25 protein-coding genes are annotated in these 19,726 nt (G+C 72.2%); 10 read left to right on the top strand and 15 right to left on the bottom strand.

Annotation, left to right across the window (positions count from 1 at the left end):
• The first annotated feature begins 97 nt into the window (after positions 1–97).
• The 5 genes from AC1DZC_RS03875 to AC1DZC_RS03855 all read left to right on the top strand — a co-directional run bounded on the left by AC1DZC_RS03875 (position 98) and on the right by AC1DZC_RS03855 (position 4,429).
• Positions 98–910, top strand: a complete 813-nt coding sequence (locus AC1DZC_RS03875) for an S-methyl-5'-thioadenosine phosphorylase (RefSeq protein WP_477042314.1) — start codon at positions 98–100, stop codon at positions 908–910.
• Between the two features lie 83 nt (positions 911–993).
• Positions 994–1,512, top strand: coding sequence for a peptide-methionine (S)-S-oxide reductase MsrA (gene msrA, locus AC1DZC_RS03870; RefSeq protein WP_477042313.1), 519 nt, complete (start codon positions 994–996; stop codon positions 1,510–1,512).
• 168 nt (positions 1,513–1,680) lie between these two features.
• Positions 1,681–1,932 carry a nickel-binding protein gene (locus AC1DZC_RS03865; protein ID WP_477042312.1) on the top strand — a complete coding sequence of 84 codons (252 nt, stop codon included), beginning with the start codon at positions 1,681–1,683 and terminating at the stop codon, positions 1,930–1,932.
• A gap of 120 nt (positions 1,933–2,052) precedes the next feature.
• Positions 2,053–2,523 carry a hypothetical protein gene (locus AC1DZC_RS03860; protein WP_477042311.1) on the top strand — a complete coding sequence of 157 codons (471 nt, stop codon included), beginning with the start codon at positions 2,053–2,055 and terminating at the stop codon, positions 2,521–2,523.
• 61 nt (positions 2,524–2,584) lie between these two features.
• Entirely contained in the window at positions 2,585–4,429 is a 1,845-nt protein-coding gene (locus tag AC1DZC_RS03855; RefSeq protein ID WP_477042310.1) for a BTAD domain-containing putative transcriptional regulator, read from the top strand.
• A 97-nt stretch (positions 4,430–4,526) separates the two neighbouring features.
• Here the strand turns inward: AC1DZC_RS03855 and AC1DZC_RS03850 are convergent, their stop codons facing one another.
• The 14 genes from AC1DZC_RS03850 to AC1DZC_RS03785 all read right to left on the bottom strand — a co-directional run bounded on the left by AC1DZC_RS03850 (position 4,527) and on the right by AC1DZC_RS03785 (position 15,684).
• The gene (locus tag AC1DZC_RS03850; RefSeq protein ID WP_477042309.1) at positions 4,527–4,700 is read right to left on the bottom strand and encodes a hypothetical protein; all 174 of its coding nucleotides are present in this window, start codon (positions 4,698–4,700) and stop codon (positions 4,527–4,529) included.
• 17 nt (positions 4,701–4,717) lie between these two features.
• Entirely contained in the window at positions 4,718–5,296 is a 579-nt protein-coding gene (locus AC1DZC_RS03845; protein ID WP_477042308.1) for a type 1 glutamine amidotransferase domain-containing protein, read from the bottom strand.
• Complete coding sequence (locus tag AC1DZC_RS03840; protein ID WP_477042307.1) at positions 5,293–6,270, bottom strand: manganese catalase family protein; 978 nt, start codon at positions 6,268–6,270, stop codon at positions 5,293–5,295. Before AC1DZC_RS03840 ends, AC1DZC_RS03845 begins: the two co-directional genes overlap by 4 nt.
• Positions 6,271–6,292: 22 nt before the next feature.
• The gene (locus AC1DZC_RS03835) at positions 6,293–7,375 is read right to left on the bottom strand and encodes a YihY/virulence factor BrkB family protein (RefSeq protein ID WP_477042306.1); all 1,083 of its coding nucleotides are present in this window, start codon (positions 7,373–7,375) and stop codon (positions 6,293–6,295) included.
• Entirely contained in the window at positions 7,372–7,977 is a 606-nt protein-coding gene (locus AC1DZC_RS03830; RefSeq protein ID WP_477042305.1) for a DUF3618 domain-containing protein, read from the bottom strand. Before AC1DZC_RS03830 ends, AC1DZC_RS03835 begins: the two co-directional genes overlap by 4 nt.
• Positions 7,974–8,381, bottom strand: coding sequence for a phage holin family protein (locus tag AC1DZC_RS03825; RefSeq protein WP_477039065.1), 408 nt, complete (start codon positions 8,379–8,381; stop codon positions 7,974–7,976). Before AC1DZC_RS03825 ends, AC1DZC_RS03830 begins: the two co-directional genes overlap by 4 nt.
• Positions 8,378–9,028, bottom strand: coding sequence for a hypothetical protein (locus AC1DZC_RS03820; RefSeq protein WP_477042304.1), 651 nt, complete (start codon positions 9,026–9,028; stop codon positions 8,378–8,380). The genes AC1DZC_RS03825 and AC1DZC_RS03820 overlap by 4 nt, the downstream gene beginning before the upstream one ends.
• A 297-nt stretch (positions 9,029–9,325) precedes the next feature.
• The gene (locus AC1DZC_RS03815) at positions 9,326–9,991 is read right to left on the bottom strand and encodes a GAF and ANTAR domain-containing protein (protein ID WP_477042303.1); all 666 of its coding nucleotides are present in this window, start codon (positions 9,989–9,991) and stop codon (positions 9,326–9,328) included.
• Between the two features lie 149 nt (positions 9,992–10,140).
• Positions 10,141–11,022: a sucrase ferredoxin gene (locus AC1DZC_RS03810; protein ID WP_477042302.1), complete on the bottom strand. Its 882-nt coding sequence runs from the start codon at positions 11,020–11,022 to the stop codon at positions 10,141–10,143.
• Positions 11,019–12,260 (bottom strand): cupin domain-containing protein, encoded by a 1,242-nt coding sequence (locus AC1DZC_RS03805; RefSeq protein WP_477042301.1) that lies wholly within the window; start codon positions 12,258–12,260, stop codon positions 11,019–11,021. Before AC1DZC_RS03805 ends, AC1DZC_RS03810 begins: the two co-directional genes overlap by 4 nt.
• Positions 12,260–12,505, bottom strand: a complete 246-nt coding sequence (locus tag AC1DZC_RS03800; protein ID WP_477042300.1) for a BatC protein — start codon at positions 12,503–12,505, stop codon at positions 12,260–12,262. Before AC1DZC_RS03800 ends, AC1DZC_RS03805 begins: the two co-directional genes overlap by 1 nt.
• A gap of 94 nt (positions 12,506–12,599) precedes the next feature.
• Positions 12,600–13,289 (bottom strand): glycosyltransferase family 2 protein, encoded by a 690-nt coding sequence (locus AC1DZC_RS03795; RefSeq protein WP_477042299.1) that lies wholly within the window; start codon positions 13,287–13,289, stop codon positions 12,600–12,602.
• A complete protein-coding gene (locus tag AC1DZC_RS03790; RefSeq protein ID WP_477042298.1) occupies positions 13,286–14,641 on the bottom strand; it encodes a PIG-L family deacetylase in 1,356 nt (451 codons plus the stop codon). The genes AC1DZC_RS03795 and AC1DZC_RS03790 overlap by 4 nt, the downstream gene beginning before the upstream one ends.
• Positions 14,635–15,684 carry an acyl-CoA dehydrogenase family protein gene (locus tag AC1DZC_RS03785; protein WP_477042297.1) on the bottom strand — a complete coding sequence of 350 codons (1,050 nt, stop codon included), beginning with the start codon at positions 15,682–15,684 and terminating at the stop codon, positions 14,635–14,637. Before AC1DZC_RS03785 ends, AC1DZC_RS03790 begins: the two co-directional genes overlap by 7 nt.
• A 399-nt stretch (positions 15,685–16,083) precedes the next feature.
• Here AC1DZC_RS03785 and AC1DZC_RS03780 point away from each other — a divergent pair, with 399 nt between their 5' ends.
• From AC1DZC_RS03780 to AC1DZC_RS03760, 5 genes are all read left to right on the top strand, one after another.
• Positions 16,084–16,860, top strand: coding sequence for a glycosyltransferase family 2 protein (locus AC1DZC_RS03780; RefSeq protein WP_477042296.1), 777 nt, complete (start codon positions 16,084–16,086; stop codon positions 16,858–16,860).
• A gap of 232 nt (positions 16,861–17,092) precedes the next feature.
• Positions 17,093–17,623 carry a DUF2238 domain-containing protein gene (locus AC1DZC_RS03775; protein WP_477042295.1) on the top strand — a complete coding sequence of 177 codons (531 nt, stop codon included), beginning with the start codon at positions 17,093–17,095 and terminating at the stop codon, positions 17,621–17,623.
• 123 nt (positions 17,624–17,746) lie between these two features.
• The gene (locus AC1DZC_RS03770) at positions 17,747–18,187 is read left to right on the top strand and encodes an Hsp20/alpha crystallin family protein (RefSeq protein ID WP_477039054.1); all 441 of its coding nucleotides are present in this window, start codon (positions 17,747–17,749) and stop codon (positions 18,185–18,187) included.
• A 227-nt stretch (positions 18,188–18,414) separates the two neighbouring features.
• The gene (locus AC1DZC_RS03765; protein ID WP_477039053.1) at positions 18,415–18,609 is read left to right on the top strand and encodes a hypothetical protein; all 195 of its coding nucleotides are present in this window, start codon (positions 18,415–18,417) and stop codon (positions 18,607–18,609) included.
• 101 nt (positions 18,610–18,710) lie between these two features.
• Positions 18,711–18,857: a hypothetical protein gene (locus AC1DZC_RS03760; RefSeq protein WP_477039052.1), complete on the top strand. Its 147-nt coding sequence runs from the start codon at positions 18,711–18,713 to the stop codon at positions 18,855–18,857.
• Between the two features lie 10 nt (positions 18,858–18,867).
• On the opposite strand, the gene AC1DZC_RS03755 is transcribed toward AC1DZC_RS03760, so the two are convergent.
• Complete coding sequence (locus AC1DZC_RS03755; RefSeq protein WP_477042294.1) at positions 18,868–19,719, bottom strand: SDR family oxidoreductase; 852 nt, start codon at positions 19,717–19,719, stop codon at positions 18,868–18,870.
• Between the last annotated feature and the right edge of the window lie 7 nt (positions 19,720–19,726).

Genomic DNA, 19,726 nt, shown 5'->3' with positions numbered 1-19,726 from the left:
CGGCACGCCCTCGACGGCAGGGCGGCGGTGATGACGGGATCCTGACGGATCGCCGGCGCGATGGGTCCAGGCTCCGACCTCGGGCTACGGTCGCCGCATGGACGCATCGCCCATCGGGATCATCGGCGGATCAGGTCTCTACGAGCTGTTGGAGGATGCGTCGCAGGTGCGGGTGCAGACCCCGTACGGCGATCCCAGCGATCCTGTGCACCTCGGACGGCTCGGCGGGCGGAACGTCGCGTTCCTGCCGCGGCACGGCGCCGACCACCGCTTCCCGCCTCACCGGGTGCCGTACCGAGCCAACCTGTGGGCCTTGCGTTCTCTCGGTGTCCGGCGCGTCCTGGCACCCAGCGCGGTCGGTGCGCTGCGCCCCGACCTCGCACCGGGCACGCTCGTCGTTCCCGACCAGATCATCGACTCGACCTGGGGTCGGGAATCGACGTACTACGACGCGCCGGGCGCCGTCGTGCACGTCGGCTTCGCGGACCCGTACTGCCCGCAGGGGCGCACGGCGGTCCGCTCGGGCGGGATGCCGGTCGTCGACGGCGGCACGCTCGTCGTCATCCAGGGGCCACGGTTCTCGACGCGTGCCGAGTCCCGGCGCAACTCGGTCGCGGGCGGCGACGTCGTGGGCATGACCGGCATGCCGGAGGCGGTGCTGGCCCGCGAGCTCGCGCTCTGCTACACCGGCCTGGCCGTCGTCACGGACGCCGACGCCGGAGTCGAGGCGGCCGGTGCTGTGAGCCACCAGGCCGTGCTCGAGCAGTTCGCGCACAGCGTCTCCCACCTGCGCACGGTGCTCGCCGACGTCGTCGCCGCACTGCCCGTCGAGGACGAGTGCTCGTGCCGTCACGCCCTGGACGGGCTCACCCTGCCGTTCGAGCTGCCTACCTCGTCGGGCCCCTACTGACGTTCGCACCGCTTGCGCCCCGGAGCGCTGCGGGGTCAAGATCGGCGGACGGCTCCAGCCGTCCCCACGAAGGAGGTCGGCGCATGGCCACGACCGAGACAGCGATCCTCGCCGGCGGATGCTTCTGGGGTGCGCAGCAGCTGCTGCGACGCCGCCCGGGAGTGATCTCCACGCGCGTCGGCTACTCCGGCGGTGCCACGCCGAACGCCACGTATCGCAACCATGGCGACCACGCCGAGGCGGTCGAGATCGTCTTCGATCCTGAGGAGATCTCCTACCGGACCCTGCTGGAGTTCTTCTTCCAGATCCACGACCCGTCGACGAAGAACCGGCAGGGCAACGACATCGGCCGCAGCTACCGGTCGGCGATCTTCTACACCTCTGAGGAGCAGCGTCGCGTTGCGCTCGACACGATCGCGGACGTCGACGCGTCCGGACTGTGGCCCGGCGCGGTCGTGACCGAGGTCGAGCCGGCCGGTGAGTTCTGGGAGGCCGAGGAGGAGCACCAGGACTACCTGGAGAAGCTCCCGCACGGTTACACGTGCCACTACGTGCGGCCGGGCTGGCAGCTTCCGCACCGCGACGAGCAGCGGGTCGGGTAGAGCCTGAGGTTCTGCACTCGGGCGGCGACGTCGCCGTGTGCGACCCCTCGTTCATGCCTTCCGCCCGACCCGCGCGTCGGGTCACACGCCCTGTCACACGGGTGCGCAGTCTCCTGGTGCCTCGAGCCCGACGGACGTCGCCGGGCTGAGCACCGGAAGGTAGACGCAATGGCACTCTTCATGGACGCCCACACCGTCGCGGGCGGAGTCTCGGCAGCCGCCGTCGCATCCGCCCACCAGGCGGACGTGGCGACGCAGGACGCGTACGGCGTCAACTACATGCGGTACTGGGTCGACGAAGCGGCAGGCAAGATCTTCTGCCTCGTCGAGGCGCCGGACGCCGAGACCGCCTCCACCGTGCACCGCGAGGCCCATGGCCTCGTCGCCGACGAAATCTACTCCGTCGCCGAGGGTGCCTGACCCAGCGGGTCGGCAGCGACGCGGCCTCGTTCTGCGTCGCTGCCCGACCCGTGCCGCACACCCACATCCTTGCCGCGCCCAGATCGGGCGTACGGACCTCCAGACAGAAGGTGCAGCACCATGGATCCGAAGGGCACGTTGCCCGCAGGGTCGACGTCTCACGCGCGAACCTCGTCGCGGCGGGCGGTCGAGCACACCAGGCTCGCGGCGGGAGAGCGCCGCGCCGCCGTCGCGCACGGCCGTTCCGCGCAGCCGCCGGGCACCGGCCTCCGGCGATCGGCGGAGCCGTTCCGCTCAGGGACGGTCGAGCTGGCGCAGGTACTCGACCAGGCCGCGCACCGCATCGCCGAGAAGGGCACGTCTGTTGAACGCCGCCTGTTCGAGGCCATGGCCGAGGTGGCGGCCCAGTCCGCGCCGGGTGTCGCAGCGGCACTGACGGACCCGGACGGTACGGAGATCTCTCGGCTGCGCGCGTTCGGCCTGGCGCACACCCATCTGCTGGAGTCGCTCGGTCCGCGCGAGCACGCCTGGTTGCTCGACCTCCTCGAGGGCGAGACGGGCGGCCTCGAGCGTTCTGCCGTCCCGGCGTGATGGGACGCCTCCGACGTCACCGACCGGCCGCGTCCCCGGGTGTTGTGCAAGGCTGCTCGACGTGAGCGCGAGCCCGCAGGAGCCGGCGCGGACCCCGCCGTCGAGGCTGGTCGTCCAGCTGCTCGGCCGGCCCCGCACCGACGTCGACGGCGCACCCGGGTACCGGTTGCGCAGCCGCAAGAGCTGGGCGCTCCTGGCCTTCCTGCTGCTCGGCGAGAGGCCGCCCACACGCACCCAGCTGGCCTCGCTGCTCTTCGCCGAGGCGGACGACCCCCTCGGGGCCCTGCGGTGGTGCCTGGCGGAGATCCGACGCGCGCTCGGCCACGGTGTCGTCCTCGACGGCGACCCCGTCACGATCTCCCTGCCCGTCGGTACCACCGTGGACGTGGACGTGCTGGTCCGCGGTCACTGGAGCGCGGCGGTCGAGCTCCCGGGTCTCGGCCAGGACCTGCTCGACGGCCTGGTGATCCAGCATGCCGATGCCTTCGAGTCGTGGTTGCTCTCCGAGCGCCGTCGGCTCACGGCCGCCACGGAGTCGATTCTGCACGAGGCGGCGCTCGGGCATCTCGCCCGTGGGGATCTCGACCGCGCGCGCGACCTGGCCGTCCGGGCGGCCGTGCTGAGTCCTCTGGACGAGAACCACCAGGCCCTGCTGATCAGGCTCTACCGTCTGGCAGGCGACGACGAGGCCGCCCGGCGCCAGTTCGACGCCTGGGCGGCGGTCGCGGAGCAGGAGCTCGGCGCGCCTCCCGGCGCTCCGGTGCTGCTCGCGATGCGGGAGGGACCCAGGCCGGCAGGCGGTGCGGGGGCCGTCTCGATCCAGGCGGTGACCGAGGCCGGGGTCGCGGCCGTCTCCGCGGGTGCTCTGGCCGCCGGCGTGTCCTCGTTCGAGAACGCGGTCGGACTCGCCGACCGCAGCGGCGTCGACAGCGCGCGGATCTCGACCCGCCTGGTGCTCGCCGAGGCTCTCATCCATACGTTGGGCGGCCTCGACGAGGCGGGTCTGACGATCCTGACCGAGGCCGAGCGCATCGCCGTCGCGAACGGTGACCGCGAGGCCACGACCCGGGTGCAGGCCGAGGTGGGGTACGTCGACTTCCTGCGCGCACGGTACGACCGAGCTGAACGATCGCTGTCCCAGGTGCTCGCCGAGGAGGCGACGTCGCCGTCCGTCCGGGCCAAGGCGCTGACCTACCTCGGGTGCGTGGCCAGCGACCGCGCGGAGTATCCACGCGCCGTCGCCCTGCTGCAGGGCGCAGTTCACGCCTCGCGCGAGGTCGACGAGCCCCGGCGAGAGGCCTTCGCTCTGTCGATGCTGGGCCGGGTCAGCCTGCTCCGGGGGGACCTGGCCGGAGCCACCGAGATCCTTGCGTCCGCGAGCGACCTCGCCGAACGCGACCACTGGCTCTCGTTCCTGCCGTGGCCGCAGGCGCTGCTGGGCCAGACCTGGCTGTCGCTCGGCGACCTCGACGCCGCCGAGCGCGCGCTCCACCAGTCGTTCGCCCGGGCGTGCCAGATCGGTGACCCCTGCTGGGAGGGGATCTCGGCCCGCGGGCTGGCCCTGCTGGGGGAGGCTCAGGGTGAGGTGGACCAGGCGTTCGAGGTGCTCCTGGACGCGCGGGCGCGCACCAACCGACTGGCCGACCCGTACGTCTGGCTCGACGTCCACATCCTCGACGCGCTGTGCGAGATCGGACGACGTCACGGACATCCGCTGACCGCGTCGTGGGCCGACGCGATGCTCGACCGGTCGTCGCGCACCGGCATGCGGGAGCTGACCGTGCGAGCGATGCTCCACCAGGCCGCATTGCGCGTCCGCGGGGACGCCGAGCTGGCCGCCCTGCTGGCCGACGACATCGACAGCCCGGTGCTCTCCGCGCTGGTCGCGGCGGCCGACGAGCGCTGACAGCGCTGCACGTCCTTCGTGGCACCGGGACGAGCCGGGGTGCATCCCGCTCAGCGGGCGCAGGCGCCGAGGAGATCGGCGCCTGCGCCGCCGGGTGTCAGTCCGCGTCGGCAGGTCGAGCAGGATCGGCGCCCGTCGGGTCGTCGGGGTAGATCTTCTCCACGGGCACGTCCTGGTTGTCGCCCTGCTCGGGTTCTCCCTGTTCGGGCTTGGACTCCGGCAGGGCGGGCTCGTCAACGGCCGGGCGCAGCGTCGGGTCGTCTGTCGTCATGGGCCTTTCCTTCCTTGTCAGGATGCCGCGCGGGCTCGGGCGACGAGCGCGTCGGCGACCGCGGGCACGAAGCGGTGGAGGTCGTCGGGGTTCCTCGAGGTGATGAGCCGGTAACCACGGTCGTCGTCCACGGCGACCGGTTCGTCGACCCAGGTGGCGCCGGCGTTGCGCAGGTCGGTCTGCAGCGAGGCGTACGACGTCAGCGTCTTGCCGCGGACCACGTCGGCCTCGACGAGCGACCACGGTCCGTGGCAGATGGCGGCGATCGGCTTCCCGGCAGTCGCGAACGAGCGGACGATGTCGACGGCCGCGGTCTCGAGCCGCAGGGAGTCGGCGTTCAGGGTGCCGCCCGGGAGCAGGAGCAGGTCGAAGTCGTCGGGCGAGACGTCGGACAGCGCGGCGTCGGCGTCGACGGTCCGTCCCGGATCCTTGTCACCGACGAGCGTCTGGACCGGATCGTTCGACACGGCGGCGACGACGACGGTCGCTCCTTGTGCGCGGAGCCGGTCGACGGGCACGACGAGCTCGTCCTGCTCGACGCCGTAGTTGGTCACGAGAGCGAGGACCGACCGGTCCGTGAGATCAGGGTCCGTCATGACGCCTTTCCTTTCGCCTTGTCGGTGGTGATTGGCCCGTAGAGCGGCTGGACCTCGGCCATCTCCAGGTCGGCGGTGGCCTGGATGAGAGCCAGGAGATCGGTGTCCAGCCCCGGGGAGAACTCCTCGTAGCGCTCCTCGGCGATCGTCGAAGGGACGCCTGCGGGTGCCTGCTCGGTCGCGTCCAGCTGGGTGCCGTCCTTCGACGGCGACATGCCCTGGAAGATCTTCCCGGCCTCCGAGGCCGCGGTCAGGTCGAAGCTGTACTGCTTGCTCTGGAGCCCGAGGTCGACCAGCTTCTTGACCTCGGGGAACCGCTCCGCGTTGGTCTTGGGGATGGGCAGCACCTTGGCCCAGTCGACGCCCAGCGTCTCGAGGGCGCGCGCGTAGGCGTTCTCGTGCGCCTGGTCGCGCACGATGAGGTAGGCGATCGTCGACCGCGCCGTCTTGTTGGCGGTCATCTCGTAGATCCGGCACTTCTGCAGACGACCGGTGGACTCGAGCATCAGGTTGTAGAGCAGGTCGAGCACGAGGTTGCCGGAGTTGTAGACGTAGGAGCCGCTCCAGGGGTTGCCGGCGGCGTCCACGGGGAGTGCTCCCTGCGAGGCGACGAGGTAGTGGTGGATGTTGCCCTGGTCGAGCGCGGACTCCAGCGGCGTGGCACCCCCTGCACCCGGCTTGTCGAGCGGGTCGGACTTCTTGCCGTTGTAGGCGGGGGAGCCGTCGAGCAGTCGCGCGATGGTGGTGCCGATGAGCTCGACGTGGCTGATCTCCTCGGTGCCGATGCCTTGGAGCAGGTCGCGGTACGGCTTGGCCTTCGGTCCTCGGAAGTTGATGCTCTGGAAGAGGTACTGCATCATCGTGCGCATCTCGCCGAACTGACCGCCGAGCCCCTCCTGCAGGGCATTGGCGGCGGCCGGGTCCGGCTCGTCGGCCTCGATGTCGTTGATCAGGCGCTGCACGTGCAGGTACATCGGATCTCCTTCGATCGGGGGTCTATCGCTGGTCGGTGTCGTCGTCCTTGCCGCGCGACTGTCGCAAGGCGCGACCCCGTCGCTCGTCGTCGTCCTGCTTGGCCTGCTTCTTCTCGCTCGCCGTCGTGTCTCGCGGCGGGAGCTGGATGGTCTTCTCGGCGGCGATCCCGCCCTGAAGCTCGCGCCCGCGCTCGACCTCGGCGTCGAGCTCGGCCCCGAACAGCAGCGCCAGGTTCGTGATCCACAGCCACAGCAGCAGCACGATCACGCCGGCCAGCGACCCGTAGGTCTTGTCGTAGCTGGAGAAGTTCGACACGTAGAGGCCGAACCCGACCGACGCCAGGACCCACACGACGATCGCGACGACGGCGCCGATGCTGGTCCAGCGGAACTTCGGCTGGCGCACGTTCGGCGTGAAGTGGAACAGGATCGCGACGGCGGCCACGACGAGCACGAGGACGACCGGCCACTTCACGATGTTCCAGACGGTCACCGTCGCGTCGCTGAGGCCGACGGTCGAGCCGACCGACCGTGCGACGTCGCCCGAGAGCACGAGCGCGGCGACGACGACCACCGCGATGACGACGAGGACCAGCGTGACCAGCAGCAGGACGGGACGCAGCTTCCAGATCGGCCGCCCCTCGTCGATCTCGTAGACGCGGTTCATGCCCCGGCTGAACGCCGCGACGTACCCGGACGCGGACCACAGGGCCACGACGAGCCCCAGGACGAGCGCGAATCCCGCCGCCGGTGCCTTGGTCAGCTGATCGAGGATCGGCTCGAGGCTCTCGACCGCGGACGCCGATCCCAGGTCGCCCACGATCTCGAGGACGTCGTCGACCATCTTCTGCGGGTCACCGAGCAGGCCCAGGATCGAGACGAGGGCCAGCAGCGCGGGGGCGATCGCCAGGACGGCGTAGTACGTGAGCGCCGCCGCCAGGTCCGTGCACTCGTCCTTGGCGAACTCGCGCAGCGTCTTGCGGACCACGTAGGTCCACGACGGGCGCGTGATGTCGTCGGGCGAGTCGGGCTTGCGTGGGTCCTCAGGAGCGGGCGCGCGCTCCTTCTCGGTGCTGCGGGTGCTCGCGGTGTCGTGCGTGGTCATACGGCCGGGCCGTTCCCCGTCTGGGTGTGCACGCCGCGCACCGAGTCCGCCGCCTCGGACGCGTCCGACCGCAGGCCCGAGGCGGCGGACCGGCCCTCGTCGGCGAGCGTGCTGCCCGCCTCGCTCGCGCGATCCTTCACCGCGGCCGCGGCGTCCTGCGCCGGCTGCCGCAGGTTCTCCGCGAGATCCTGAGCGGCATCCTTCGCCTCCTCGACCAGCGGCGCAGCCTGCTCCTTCGCGGACTGCGCAAGACGCTGCTCCTGACGGGTGCTGGGAAGCAGCGACGACACCAGCCAACCCGCTCCGAAGGCGATCAAGCCTGCAGCGAGCGGGTTCCCTCGCGTCCGCTCCTTGGCCGCACCGGGCAGACCGGAGGCGGCCTCGCCGAGGCCCTTCGCGGCGGAGCCCGCGGCGTCCGTCCCGTCGGAGACACCTCCCATGAGCCGGTCCTTCACCCCGGCGGCGGCACCCCGCAGCCGTTCGGCCTGCCGCTGCGCGGCCTGGGTGGGGCTGACCTTGTCGGTGAGCGCGTCGACGTCCGAGCTGAGCTCGGCACGCGTGCGCTCGATGTCCTGGCGAATCTGGTCCGGGTCGGTGCTCATCGGTTCTTCTCCTCGTGACCTTGCAGTGCGTGGGGGATCTTCTTGACGGACGAGGCGGTCTGCTGCAGACCGCGGACGCGGCGCGTCTCGGCACGACCGCGCACGGCAAGAACGGCGCCCACGACCGCCCAGACGCCGGCGACGACGAGGGCCGACCAGCCCCAGCCGAGGGACTCGCCGAGTCCCCACCAGAGGGCGACCGAGAGGAACAGCAGCACCATGTGAGCGGCGACGGCGGCGCCGGCGAACATCGACCCGCCCTTGGCGGCCTGCTTCGCGGACTGTCGGACCTCGGCCTTGGCGAGCTCGACCTCCTGGCGGAGCAGCGTCGACAGGTCTCGGGTCACATCGCCCAGGAGGTCGCCGACGGACTGACGGGGCGGCGCATCCAGCGGGTCGGTCATGTCTGGTCCCAACCCACCGTGCTCGGCACGGGTGTGGCGAGGTCGTCGCTGAAGCGCGGACGCTCCTCGACCGGGTCACCGTCGAGGCGGTGCGTCCCGCCCGTGCGTGCAGCCTCCGGCGCCGCAGGCGACGCGTCGCGGAGCCCCCGGGTGAGGCGTCCGAGAACCACGCCGGCCGCAGCAGACGCGATCAGGAACGTGCCGGGGCGGCGTCGCGCGAAGGCGACGATCTCGTCGAGGACCTCGTCGGGTCCCCGGCTCTCGAGCCAGCGCCCGGCGCGGCCGATGCGGTCGCCGAGCTCCCGCACCACCTCGGCGCCCACGCCGGGACCGGCCGCGGACGTCGCCATCTGGTTCAGCTGGTCGCCGACGGACGACAGGCCCGAGGCGATCCGGCTCTGCTGCGCGCCCGTCTGGTCGGCGAACTCGGCCCGTGCCTGTCCCCACAGGTCACCGATCTGGCGCTTCGCCTCGTCGGTCACCGCACCGGCCTCGCTCTTGGCGTCGTCGAGGAGCTGATGTCCTGCCTCGACCGCCGAGTCCTTGAGGGAGGCCCCTTCGTCCCGCACTGCCTCGGCGGTGGTGGTCGGCGAGTCGTGCCTTGCGCCGGTCGTGCCGGGATAGGGGCTTGCGTACTGGTCCGTCATGGTGGCCTCGTCTCGTGTCGAGCGGGGCCCGAGGACCGGACGTCGAGGGACGACCGGGCGCCGGGCCTGGTCGCGAGGAGCGACCGTCCGCATGGGGGTGGGAGCGCGCTACGCGCTCGGTGGTGCATCACGGTGTGCGCGAGAGCCGGCACACCTACCCATGTCCGGCGACATGTCCTGTCCCGGGCGACGGTCGACGGACGGAGAGTTCCCGTCCGGTCCTCGGACGCTAAGCCTGATGCCGGCGTCTCGCCACCGGAAGGTCGCTCCTGGCGCGCGAGAGGCTGGTCCCCGGGCTCAGCTGCGCTGGCGGAAGGTGTCCGTGAGCTGCGGTGCCCTGCCGGTCACGGCCTCGACGATCGTCGCCGCGACCTCGCGCAGCTTGACCTTGCGATGCTGCGACGCCGCGCGCAGGATGGCCATCGCCTCATCGGTTGAGCAGCGGTTCTCTGCCATCACGACACCGAGGGCCTGGTCGATCACGGCGCGCGAGGCGAGCGCGGCGCGAAGGTCGGCGTTCATCTCGACCTGCTCCGCGCTCTTCAGGCACAGGGAGACGGCGCGGGCGATCTCATCGGCGTACATGTCGGCCACGCGGATCGCGGCCTCGTCCCACGCGTTCGCCTCGACGGCGTAGAGGTTCAGTGCGATGTGGGCTCCGTCGCGTACCTGCCGGGGGAGGGCAGCAGCCGACCTGAAGGTGCCCTCGGCCGCGGCCCTCCAGGCTGGCCAGCGGGTCTCTGCGGCGATGTCGGGGACATGCACGATCTCTCCGATGTCGATGGAGGTCAGGCACGGGCCGTCATCGGCGGAGTACTCGACCTCGTCGCACACCGCTGCCATGGGGTCGCTCGCGGCGACGAGCGTCGGGCGGCCGTTGCGGCGCAGGGTGATGGTCGCGGAGGTCGCGGCGCCCACGTGGCGCGCAGCCGCTTCGGCGACGCCGTCGAGGAAGTCCTCCACCGTCGTGGTCGTCAGCAGGACGTCCTGGAGCTCCCTGTAGGCGGTGACCTGCTCGGCCTCGTTCATCTCAGCGCATCTCCTTGCGTCCCACCGGGGCGGCTCTCGGAGCACGCCCGTCCCGCGTGTCTGCACTCTGAACGCTACGCCGGTCACGGTCGTCGGACACGGACGTCGACGGCGACGAGGCCGGGCACCGAGACCGCGCGGGTGGCACGGCACGTCGAGAGGAGCGGATCTGACGTGACCTGCGCCAACGTCACGGCGACGAGGCCCTCCGCGGTCGCCAGCTCGACGTACCAACCGTCCTCGCGACGCTCCTCCAGCACCGGGGGGAACGCGCCGATGCGCAGGTCTCCCAGCAGTCGCCGAGCGGCGTCCTGGGCCGACTGGACGGCGTGCGAGAAGCAGCTGCGGCCGCGCAGCAGAGCCGGCACGACCCGTGCGTCCAGGTAGGCGTCGGCGACGTCCACGGCGTCTGCGTCGTCCACCCGCCCGTAGTACAGCCCGTGCGGCAGCACGACCATGGTGCCCGCGAACCGGTCGCCGCCGAGGTGGGAGCACTCCCAGGTCTGCTCGGGGTAGCGCTCGGCGAGCCGCAGCGCGACGGGCCTGCCCCGGACGGCGCAGCACTGGTCATGGCGACCGTGCGTGCACACCGCGAAGACGGGCTCGTCGGACGACCTCCCGCTCGAGCCGTCGAGAGGCACCTCGAGGAGCTCGCCGGGGTGGTCGACCTCGCCCCAGACGACGGTCTCCGTCCCGGGCCGGGAGTCGACCCAGGCCCAGCGCACGGTGGAGGGGGCCCGTCGCCGGTCGACCCGACGGATCGCGAGCGGACGGACGCCGGCGTCTTCCACCCGTCGAACGAGCTCGCGGCCGAGGCGCACGTCGTACGGCGGGTCCAGGAACGCGTGGGCTCCCCAGCCGGCCGGGCTCTCGACCAGGAACCACGTGTCCCCCCGGGACGCCGTGCCGGCGAGCGGATCGACGCGTTCGCGGGCACGGTCGCTGCACGGTGCCCAGTCGCTCACTCCGCGGTCACCACGTACCCCTCGCGCAGCAGGCGTCGGCCGACGACCACGCCGCTGGCCGGGTCGAGCCCAGGGAGCGCACCCACCGCGACCGGTTCGCCCGTCAGGATCCGACGTAGCGCGGGCTCCGCCTCCGCGGGCAGCGTCACCACCTTGCCTCGGGCTGCGAGCCTGACTCGGCCGCCGACCGTGCGCAGCTCCGGATCGAGCGCCTCGCGGAGCCGGACTCGTGTCGTCGCAGTCATCGATGCAGCCCGGGACAGCGTGCCGACGGGCCCGACAGGCTCCGGCCGGGTGTCGCGTCGGAATCGCGCGCCCAGCCGGTCGGCGACGAGGGCTGGAGAGTCGTCGGCGCTGCCGGTGAGCGCGTCGACGAGCAGGTCGGCGACCTCGTCGACGAGCGGGCGCAGCTGCTCGGGGTCGCTGACGTCCACGCCGAGCGGCAGCGAGGACCGCAGGCCGGCGCTGTCCCCGATCGTGCTGACCAGTGCATCGACGATGTCGGCTCGGGTATAGGCCGACATGCCGACCGTCAGGTGCACGGAGGTATCGCCCAGCGCCTTCGCCGAGTGGATCCATCCGCGCGGCAGGTAGAGGGCGTCGCCCGGCCGCAGGACCTCGTCGATCACCGGAGCGCCCTGCGCGGCGAGTACGACCTCGTCGCGGTGCTCGGTCCACGGCTGGTCCGCGAGCGGGTCAGGGTGGACGGGCGCGTGGATGGTCCAGTGCTTCTCCCCGGCGATCTGCAGGACGAACACGTCGTGCGTGTCGTAGTGCGGGTCGAAGCCCTGCGAGGAGGGCGGCGTGACGTAGGCGTTGACCTGGGCCGGATGGCCGATCTCCGCGACGAGCCGTCGTGTGAAGTCGATCAGGGGCGGCCACAGGCGGTGCAGGCCCTGGAGCACGATGGTCGCTCCCGCGCCGAACTCGGTCAGGACCTTGTCGGACGAGAGCTGGTCGCCGACCTCGGCACCGTAGCCGCCGGGCGCGGTGAACCGGCCCGGAGGCAGGACCGTGCCTTCGTGAGCGAGCCGCACGAACGGCGTCCGGACCCCTCGGCGGGCGACGAGCTCGTCCACCGCGTCGACCGAGAAGAGGTCCTTGAAGCCGCCGTCCCCGAGCGTGTCAGCGCGCGAGAGCAGCGGCGCCTGCGCCCAGAACTCGCGCGCGAACTGCTCGGTGGGGATGCCGAGACACCGGCCCAGGACCGAGCCTGGGCCGGTCGTGAGCCCGACCACTACGCCGAGCCGTCGGCGCCGCCGTCGTGGCCCTCGGCGTTGGCCCCGCCGTCCGCGGGACCCTCGCCCGCCGAGCCGTCGGCTCCGCCGTCGTGCCCGCTCGGGTTGGCGCCGCCGTCCGCCGGGCCCTCGCCCGCCGAGCCGTCCGCTCCACCGTCGTGACCTGTGAGGTTCGCCCCGCCGTCGGCAGGTCCTTCGCCCTCGGACGGCTGCTCGGTCGTGATGTCGTCGTCGTTGATGCTCATCGTTCACCCCTTGCTCGGCGTGCCAGCCCTGCTGCTCGAGCTTGCTGCCGTCCGAGCGTATAGACGGACTACCGCGTCCGCCGGTCGGGAGAGGTCAGCCCGACAGGGCCGAGCGCAGGTACCGGGCGTAGCCGCCCGGCGTGCGACCCGTCGTGCGGCCGGACGTGAGCACGTCCCCGTCGTCGCAGGCGACGAGGACCGCGGACCCGGTCGACGCGATCCGCTGCACGAGGTGGACGTCCTCGTGCTCCGGCTCGTGGTCGAACCCCCCTGCGCGGAGGTAGGCGTCCGCCCGGACGCCCAGGTTCGCCCCGTGCACGTGACCGTTCGGCCGACCGGGGATGCGTGTCGCGGCCCACCTCGCGAGCTGCTGCTCGTCCAGGTCGCGAGGATCAGGGCGCACCGTGCCGACGACCACGTCGGCGCCCAGGTCGGCGTGCGCGAGCTGCCGGGTCAACCAGTGGGTGGGCACCTGCGAGTCGGCGTCCGTGCTGGCGATCCACGTGCGGGCCAGGTCCGAGCGCGCAGCCGACAGCCCGTGGGACACCCCGAACGCCCGGGCGGCACCGACCGACCGCGAGGCGATCGTCTGCACGTCCACGGGGAACCGGACGGCGATCGCCTCGGTCGCGTCGTCGCAGTCGTCGAGCACGACGACGACGTGCACGCTGGGACCGACGGTCGCCGCAGCCGCCTGGGTCACCGACTGCAGGCAGCGGGCGATGAGGACCTCCTCGTTGCGCGCAGGCACGACGACGACCACGTGCTCGATCGGCGCCGTCACGCCAGCCCCGCCCGGCTCGCGACCGAGCGCGGATCGCGGCTCCACGCCTCGAGGACGAAGTCGTCCTCGACGTGCACCAGGAGCCGTCGCGCATCGATCGAGCGGCGCAGGACGTGGTGCACCGCGTCGCCGCCCAGCGGGTACTCCGCCACGGGGTGTCGCCAGTGGCACGCCACCAGGGTGCCCGTCTCGGTGAGCGCGCCCGTCAGCTCGGACGCCAGTCGCCGCAGATGTGGCGCGGTCAGGTAGTACCCGACCTCTGAGAGGACGATCAGGTCGTAGGGACCACCCGGGACACCCTCCGCCATGTCGTGCTGGACGAGGTCGACGTTCGACAGGTGGCCGAGTCGTTCCTTCGCCTGTGCCAACGCTGCCGACGAGACGTCTGTCGCCACCAGCCGGTCGCAGCGCCGAGCGAGCTCGACGGTGAGCGTGCCGATCGAGCAACCGATCTCGAGGACGCTCCCGAGCTCGTCGTCGGGGATCGCGGCGAGCGTTGCTGCCCGCTTTCGGCGCTCGTACCACCGCGTCGCCAGGTACCACGGGTCGCCGCGGCGGGCGTAGCTCGCGTCGAAGAACGCCGAGGGCAGATCGTTCGACGGCTCCCCGGCGGTGACGAAGACCTCGACGTCCCGGTCGAACGCGCGAAGGAACTCGGGGTGCAGCGGGGCCTCGTCCGCAGCTGCCGGCGACGCCGCGCGGACCTGCGTGATGTGCGCGCGGACCGCCCGGTTCTTCAGCACGATCGAGCGGTCGGACAGCGGCAGCGCCCGCATGTGCGACCACGGCACGTCCGGGTCCGCCGGCGTCGCCCAGTGCCAGAGCCAGATCGGGTACTCGAGCAGCAGTGCGCCGGTCTGGGCGGCGAGCTCGGCGCAGATCTCACCCAGCACCCGGTGGTCCCGGTGGCCATCGCCCCGCCACGGCGCCACCAGGGTCGCGACCGAGGCGCCGCAGATCTCGGCCAGCTCGGCGGCGATGGGCTCACGCTCCTCCAGGACGCTGCCGTCCCGATGGCCGAGAAGCGTCACCGGCGAGTCGGGTGACAGGAGTGCGACGGCCCGCCGGACCTCGTCTGCCCGGAGCGCGGCGAGCCTGTCCGGCGGCAGGGTCGCCGAACCCGGGTGAGAGGCGCTCCCGTCGGTCGCGACGACGATCTGCGGGGGACGCCCGGCCGCGGCGAGCTCGGCGATCAGGCCACCCGCGCCCAACGTCTCGTCGTCCGGGTGTGCCGCCACGACGACCACGCGGCCACGTCCGGGCAGGGTGATCGGGTCGAGGTCCGCGAGCCGGCAGTCCGTCGACCAGTCGTCCGCCGACGTGCCGGGCGCGCGTCCGTCGAACGTCACCATGGCTCGTCCGACGACGCTGCCAACGCCACGCCCAGTGACGCGTCGTCGCGCTCGGCGTGGTGCTGTCGGACGTAGACCTGCAGGTCCACCACGCGCTTGGCGTGGTCCTCCTCCTGCGTCAGCGGTGCCGGGCCCAGGGCGTGAGCCGAGCTCTGCAGGACGTCCTCGCAGGCCCGCGCGACGACCGCGCGCACGCGGCGGGCCAGCAGCCGACCGGCCTCCCGTTCGCTGTCGGAAGCCATCGCGCGTCCGCCGTCGGTCGCGCGCCCGGAGGCATCGACGGCGCGTGCGGCGTGGGCGAGGGCGTAGCGCGCCGCCGCGAGCCGTTCGTCGATCTGGCCGACGTGCATGGCGAGCAGGCGGTCGTCGGGCCGTCGGCGCACCTCGTTCAGGACTCGTCGGGCGATGCCGACCGCGCCTCCGTACCAGCATGCGGCGACGCCGATCCCACCCCACCAGAAGCCCGGTCGTCGCACGTACCAGTCGCTGTCGCGGACGAACTCCGCACGCACGTCGGAGAACTGGACGGCGGTGCTCGGGATCTCGCGCAGTCCACGCGACACCCACGCGTCGCTCATGACGGTGAGACCCGGGTCGCGCAGGTCCACGACGAACAAGCCGTGGTCGTCGGCCTCGCCGGGCAGCTGCGCGGTGACGAGCGCGCCGTCCAGTCGGTCCGCGAGCGAGCACCAGGGCTTGACCCCATGGAGCCGCCACGGCTCGCCCGGTGCTCGCGTCGCGCGCAACCGCTGGGTGGGCGTCTGGGCGGCGAACACGCCCCACGTCCCCAGCGGACCGCTGGTGATCTCGGCGGGCTGGGCCTGGTCCAGGATCGCTCGCGCGTCGAGGTGCGGCTCGACCGCGCGGGCCACGGCCAGGTCCGAGGCTGCGAGCGACGCCAGCAGCTCCCACAGTCGCATCGTGTCGCCGTGCCCGGGCAGCAGGTCGTCGGGCCAGTCCGGGACGTCCCGCAAGGCCTCGTCGACGCTGCCGGGGAGTCCCGAGAGGGGGCGGGCCGGGCCGGGCCCGATGCGAACGCCCACCGGGCCGACGCCTGCCGGCGCCGCCGGCCGCATGGTCGTGCTCAACGGGACCGCGGGGTGTGGACGAGGTCGAGCGTGGTCATCGACGGCCCGCAACCGTTCCCGGCGCTCGGACCTGGATGTCGCTGGGGCATGGGCCGGCCTCTCGTTCTCCGGCGTGGCAAGCCCGCCGGTCTCGACAGCCGCTCCTTGACCTGGCACGAGCGTAGGTACTTCCCCGTGTGATCGCGCGCCACCGGCTGCGGCCGGTCAGCATCGAGCGAGCGTGAGTCTGGACCGATGTGCCCGCTCGGATTGCCGAGTCGCGCCATCCATCCGACGATCGGCCGTGCATCGAGAGCCCGGTGCTCCTGCCACAGACGGGAACCCTTGGTGTCCGGTGACGGTGTTCAGCAGCCCGTGACGGTCTCCGTCGTCATCCCAGCACTCGACGACGCGGAGATGCTCGAGCGATGCCTGGAGACGCTCGCGGCGCAGCGGATGATGCCGCACGAGGTGATCGTGGTGGACAACGGGAGCTCCGACCACACAGTCCTGGTGGCTCGTGCGCACGGCGCGACGGTCATCGCCGAGCGCCGGACGGGGATCGGGTACGCGGCGTCGACCGGGTACGACGCCGCCCGCGGCGAGGTCGTCGCCCGATGCGACGCCGACAGCCTCCTGCCGGTGGACTGGATCGACCGGATCGCCCTCTCGTTCGTCGAGAGCGACGAGCGGGGCGCCGTGACGGGGCCAGGCACGTTCTACGGCGCTCCCTGGCTGGCACGGTGCGTCGGCGACGTCTTCTACATGCGCGCGTACTTCGCCATCATGCGGGTGACGCTCGGGCACCCGGCCCTGTTCGGCTCGAACGTCGCGTTCCGACGCTCGCTCTGGCTCACCGTGCGCGACGAGGTCCACAACGGAGCGCACCTCCACGACGACATCGACCTGAGCTACCACCTCGGTGACCTGAGCGTCGTCCGGTACGACCGGTCGTTGCGCGTCGGCATCTCGGCGCGACCCCTACGATCGGCCCGAGGTCTCGTGCTGCGCTGGCGCAGGGGCGTGCGATCCGTCCTGACGCACTGGCCCGACGAGGCACCCTGGAGGCGCTGGAGCCGACGGCGGGGCCGCGTCGACCGTCGACCTCTCGTCGGTGCCATGTCACCTGCTCCTGCGCGGAGGACGCCATGAGCAGCCCGGTTCCCGACCCTGGCAGGGTCCCGGACGGTCCGTCGAGCCGCCGGACCAGTGGTTGTTCGCGTCTCGGAGCTGCCCGCACGAGGAGGTGACGCCGCCTGTGCCCTGCCGACGTGCCGGCGGGTCCGAGAGCTGCCCATCCTGCACGCCACATCCGAGCCGAAGGACGCGAATGGGTCGCTCCCGTGCCCCAGACCGACGTTCTCGGCTAGTCGTCGGGGACGTCGTGCGAGGTCTCGCCGCATCGAGCCTGCTGGTCGCGGCGACGCAGTGGGGCCTCGTCGGCGCAGCTCTGTTCCTCCTCGTCCTCGGCGGGACGATCCTGCCGCGGGTGCTCGGCGCGCCGGACGCGCTGGACGTCGCGTGCTGCAGCACCCTGCTCTTCGCCGCCTGGGCGGCTCAGCTCGACTGGTACGTGGCGGTGAGCTGGCTGGACGTCGTCGTGCACGCGGCGGCGACCGGGCTCCTGGCGATCGTGGCGTGGCTGCTGGTGGCGCGTCGGGACCCCGAGGCCGGGATGTTCGGCAGTCTCGGCACGTCCGTGCTGGTGGTGGGCGCAGGCGCCGCGCTCGCCATCCTCTGGGAGCTGGGGGAGTGGTTCGGGCACACGTATCTCGACGGCCGGATCCAGGTGGGATACGAGGACACGATGGGGGACCTGGCCGCAGGAGTCCTGGGCAGCGTGCTCGCCGCCGTGCTCGTCGTGCGCGCGCCGAGGTCGGTCTGGGCGCGGAGGTTCGCCGAGCGCGAACAGTGACCGATCTCCGCTGGCACTCGCGGTGGTCGAGTGCTAATTCTTCTGCTGTAGCCGCTCCGGCCGAGGCCGGAGAGCATCCGGGCGCCGGACCGTCCGACGCCCACCGAGAGGGAGGTGAGGATCATGGCTACGCGATTCGACCCGTTCCAGGAGCTCGACCGGATCTTCGGCCAGCTGGTCACCGCCGAGCGATCCTCGGCGACGATGCCGATGGACCTGTACCGAGCCGGCGACCACTACGTCCTCCACATGGACCTGCCGGGCGCCGACCCCGGGACCATCGACGTGAACGTCGAGGACCGGACCCTGACGATCAGGGCGCAGCGCACGGCGAGGCCGGACGAGGGCGTGCAGTGGCTGGCCAAGGAGCGCGCCGTCGGAACCTACGCGAGGCAGCTGACGGTAGGCCGCGGCCTGGCTCTGGACGACATCTCCGCCACGTACGCCGACGGTGTCCTGACGCTCAGCATCCCGGTCGCGGAGGAAGCCAAGCCGCGCCGGATCACGGTCCAGCACGGCAGCGAGGCAGCCGAGATCACCGCGGCGGCGGACGCCACCGCATAGCAGAGTGATCGGTGGGGGCGCGCGGCGCGGACTGCGAGAGCGCCGCCGACGAGGCGAGGGACGTCCTGTGCGGACGAGCCGGACCTGCGCGCCCCTACCGCGCTCGCTGCCGTCTGCGAGGACTGATGCCGGCAGCGCCGGGGTGCGAGCATGCGCTCGCCGACCGACGATGGAGGTCGACGTCGAACAGGGCGCGTCGGTGGTTCACCGGATCACTGGAGGCACCCATGTGGTTTCTGCTCCTTCGGCGGGTACGCCTGCTGCTCGTCGTCGTCGTCCTCCTTCCCCTCGTCGCGACCATCGCCCGGCGGCTCGCGCTCAGGGTCGAGCGTCATCAGGAGGGCCCGACGCTCGGATCGCGCGGCCTCCACGTGGTCGAGTCGTCGGCGACGAAGGCTCGGTCGCTGCTGCGAGCGCACTAGCGAGCCCCGCCCGGGGCGACGCTCGGCCGTCGGTCCGGACGGCGGAGGTCTGTGCGAGCCGTAAGCGCTGGAGCCGTGCACGAAGAATGAGGAGGTCGATGATGAGCGAGAACACACCCGACCGGACAGACGTCCCGGAACTGCCCGACGCGCTCGACGGGCTGCCGGACAGGGAGCCCGCCGACTCGCCGCCGGCGACGGAGGACCCGGCTGACCCGGACGCGCACGGTCCCCTCATCCAGGCGTGAGGCGCAGCCGTCAGGCGTGGCGCCAGTCGTCGGATCGCAGGTGCGAGCCCGCCATCGGGCCCATCGTGAGCATGCCGCCGTCAACGGCCCATGATGCGCCCGTGACGTAGCCGCCGTCGGGCCGGCACAGGAGCCGCACGACCGCGGCGATCTCGCGTGCGTCACCCGGACGCCCGAGGGGGATGCCCGGGCGTGCCTTGCCCTCCAGGACCGACTCGTCCTCCTGGCCGGTCATGGGCGTCGCGATCTCGCCGGGTGCGACGGCGTTCACGGTGATCCCGTGCTCGGCGAGCTCGAGGGCGGCAACCTTCACGAGCAGGCCCAGCCCGCCCTTGGCCGCGCAGTAGGGAGCACTGCCGACGCGCGGCGCGTGCTCGTGGACGCTCGTGATGGCGACGATCCGTCCACCCGTGCCCTGGTCGACCATGTGCCGGGCGCTGCGCTGCAGGCACAGGAACGCGCCGTCCAGGTCGACGGCCACGACGTCGCGCCACTGCTGCCAGGTGACGTCGAGCAACGGTGTAGCCGTACCCGTGCCGGCGTTGAGCACGACGGCGTCGAGGCCCCCCATGGCGGTGACTGCGGCGTCGACCGCGGTCGGCGCGCGCGTCGGGTCCGTGAGATCGAGGTGCAGCACGTGCGCGGTGGCGCCGTGCGCCGCGATCTCGTCGGCGGTCCGGCGCGCCCCGTCCTCGTCGCCGTGCCAGGTGATCGCGACATGGTCGGCCTCGTCGGCGAGCGTCACCGCGATCGCCTTGCCGATGCCCGAGTCCGCGCCCGTGACGAGCACGCGGCGGGGACCGCGCCCCTGCGTGGGGTCGGGCACCTCGACGGTGGGGGTCTGGGTCGGGGAATCTGTCATCGTCACG

The organism is Cellulomonas sp. P2_B4 (assembly GCF_056404795.1).
Note: the sequence above shows the minus strand (reverse complement) of the source record. Positions and strands in the feature narration are given on the sequence as shown.

What these genes read in the sequence shown, in the direction of transcription:
- AC1DZC_RS03790 (WP_477042298.1), bottom strand. Translation starts at nt 14,641, where the DNA reads ATGGTGACGTTCGACGGACGCGCGCCCGGCACGTCGGCGGACGACTGG.
- AC1DZC_RS03755 (WP_477042294.1), bottom strand. Translation starts at nt 19,719, where the DNA reads ATGACAGATTCCCCGACCCAGACCCCCACCGTCGAGGTGCCCGACCCC.
- AC1DZC_RS03830 (WP_477042305.1), bottom strand. Translation starts at nt 7,977, where the DNA reads ATGAGCACCGACCCGGACCAGATTCGCCAGGACATCGAGCGCACGCGT.
- AC1DZC_RS03865 (WP_477042312.1), top strand. Translation starts at nt 1,681, where the DNA reads ATGGCACTCTTCATGGACGCCCACACCGTCGCGGGCGGAGTCTCGGCA.
- AC1DZC_RS03765 (WP_477039053.1), top strand. Translation starts at nt 18,415, where the DNA reads ATGTGGTTTCTGCTCCTTCGGCGGGTACGCCTGCTGCTCGTCGTCGTC.
- AC1DZC_RS03760 (WP_477039052.1), top strand. Translation starts at nt 18,711, where the DNA reads ATGAGCGAGAACACACCCGACCGGACAGACGTCCCGGAACTGCCCGAC.
- AC1DZC_RS03800 (WP_477042300.1), bottom strand. Translation starts at nt 12,505, where the DNA reads ATGAGCATCAACGACGACGACATCACGACCGAGCAGCCGTCCGAGGGC.
- AC1DZC_RS03875 (WP_477042314.1), top strand. Translation starts at nt 98, where the DNA reads ATGGACGCATCGCCCATCGGGATCATCGGCGGATCAGGTCTCTACGAG.
- msrA (WP_477042313.1), top strand. Translation starts at nt 994, where the DNA reads ATGGCCACGACCGAGACAGCGATCCTCGCCGGCGGATGCTTCTGGGGT.
- AC1DZC_RS03820 (WP_477042304.1), bottom strand. Translation starts at nt 9,028, where the DNA reads ATGACGGACCAGTACGCAAGCCCCTATCCCGGCACGACCGGCGCAAGG.
- AC1DZC_RS03770 (WP_477039054.1), top strand. Translation starts at nt 17,747, where the DNA reads ATGGCTACGCGATTCGACCCGTTCCAGGAGCTCGACCGGATCTTCGGC.
- AC1DZC_RS03860 (WP_477042311.1), top strand. Translation starts at nt 2,053, where the DNA reads ATGGATCCGAAGGGCACGTTGCCCGCAGGGTCGACGTCTCACGCGCGA.
- AC1DZC_RS03825 (WP_477039065.1), bottom strand. Translation starts at nt 8,381, where the DNA reads ATGACCGACCCGCTGGATGCGCCGCCCCGTCAGTCCGTCGGCGACCTC.
- AC1DZC_RS03835 (WP_477042306.1), bottom strand. Translation starts at nt 7,375, where the DNA reads ATGACCACGCACGACACCGCGAGCACCCGCAGCACCGAGAAGGAGCGC.
- AC1DZC_RS03840 (WP_477042307.1), bottom strand. Translation starts at nt 6,270, where the DNA reads ATGTACCTGCACGTGCAGCGCCTGATCAACGACATCGAGGCCGACGAG.
- AC1DZC_RS03850 (WP_477042309.1), bottom strand. Translation starts at nt 4,700, where the DNA reads ATGACGACAGACGACCCGACGCTGCGCCCGGCCGTTGACGAGCCCGCC.
- AC1DZC_RS03845 (WP_477042308.1), bottom strand. Translation starts at nt 5,296, where the DNA reads ATGACGGACCCTGATCTCACGGACCGGTCGGTCCTCGCTCTCGTGACC.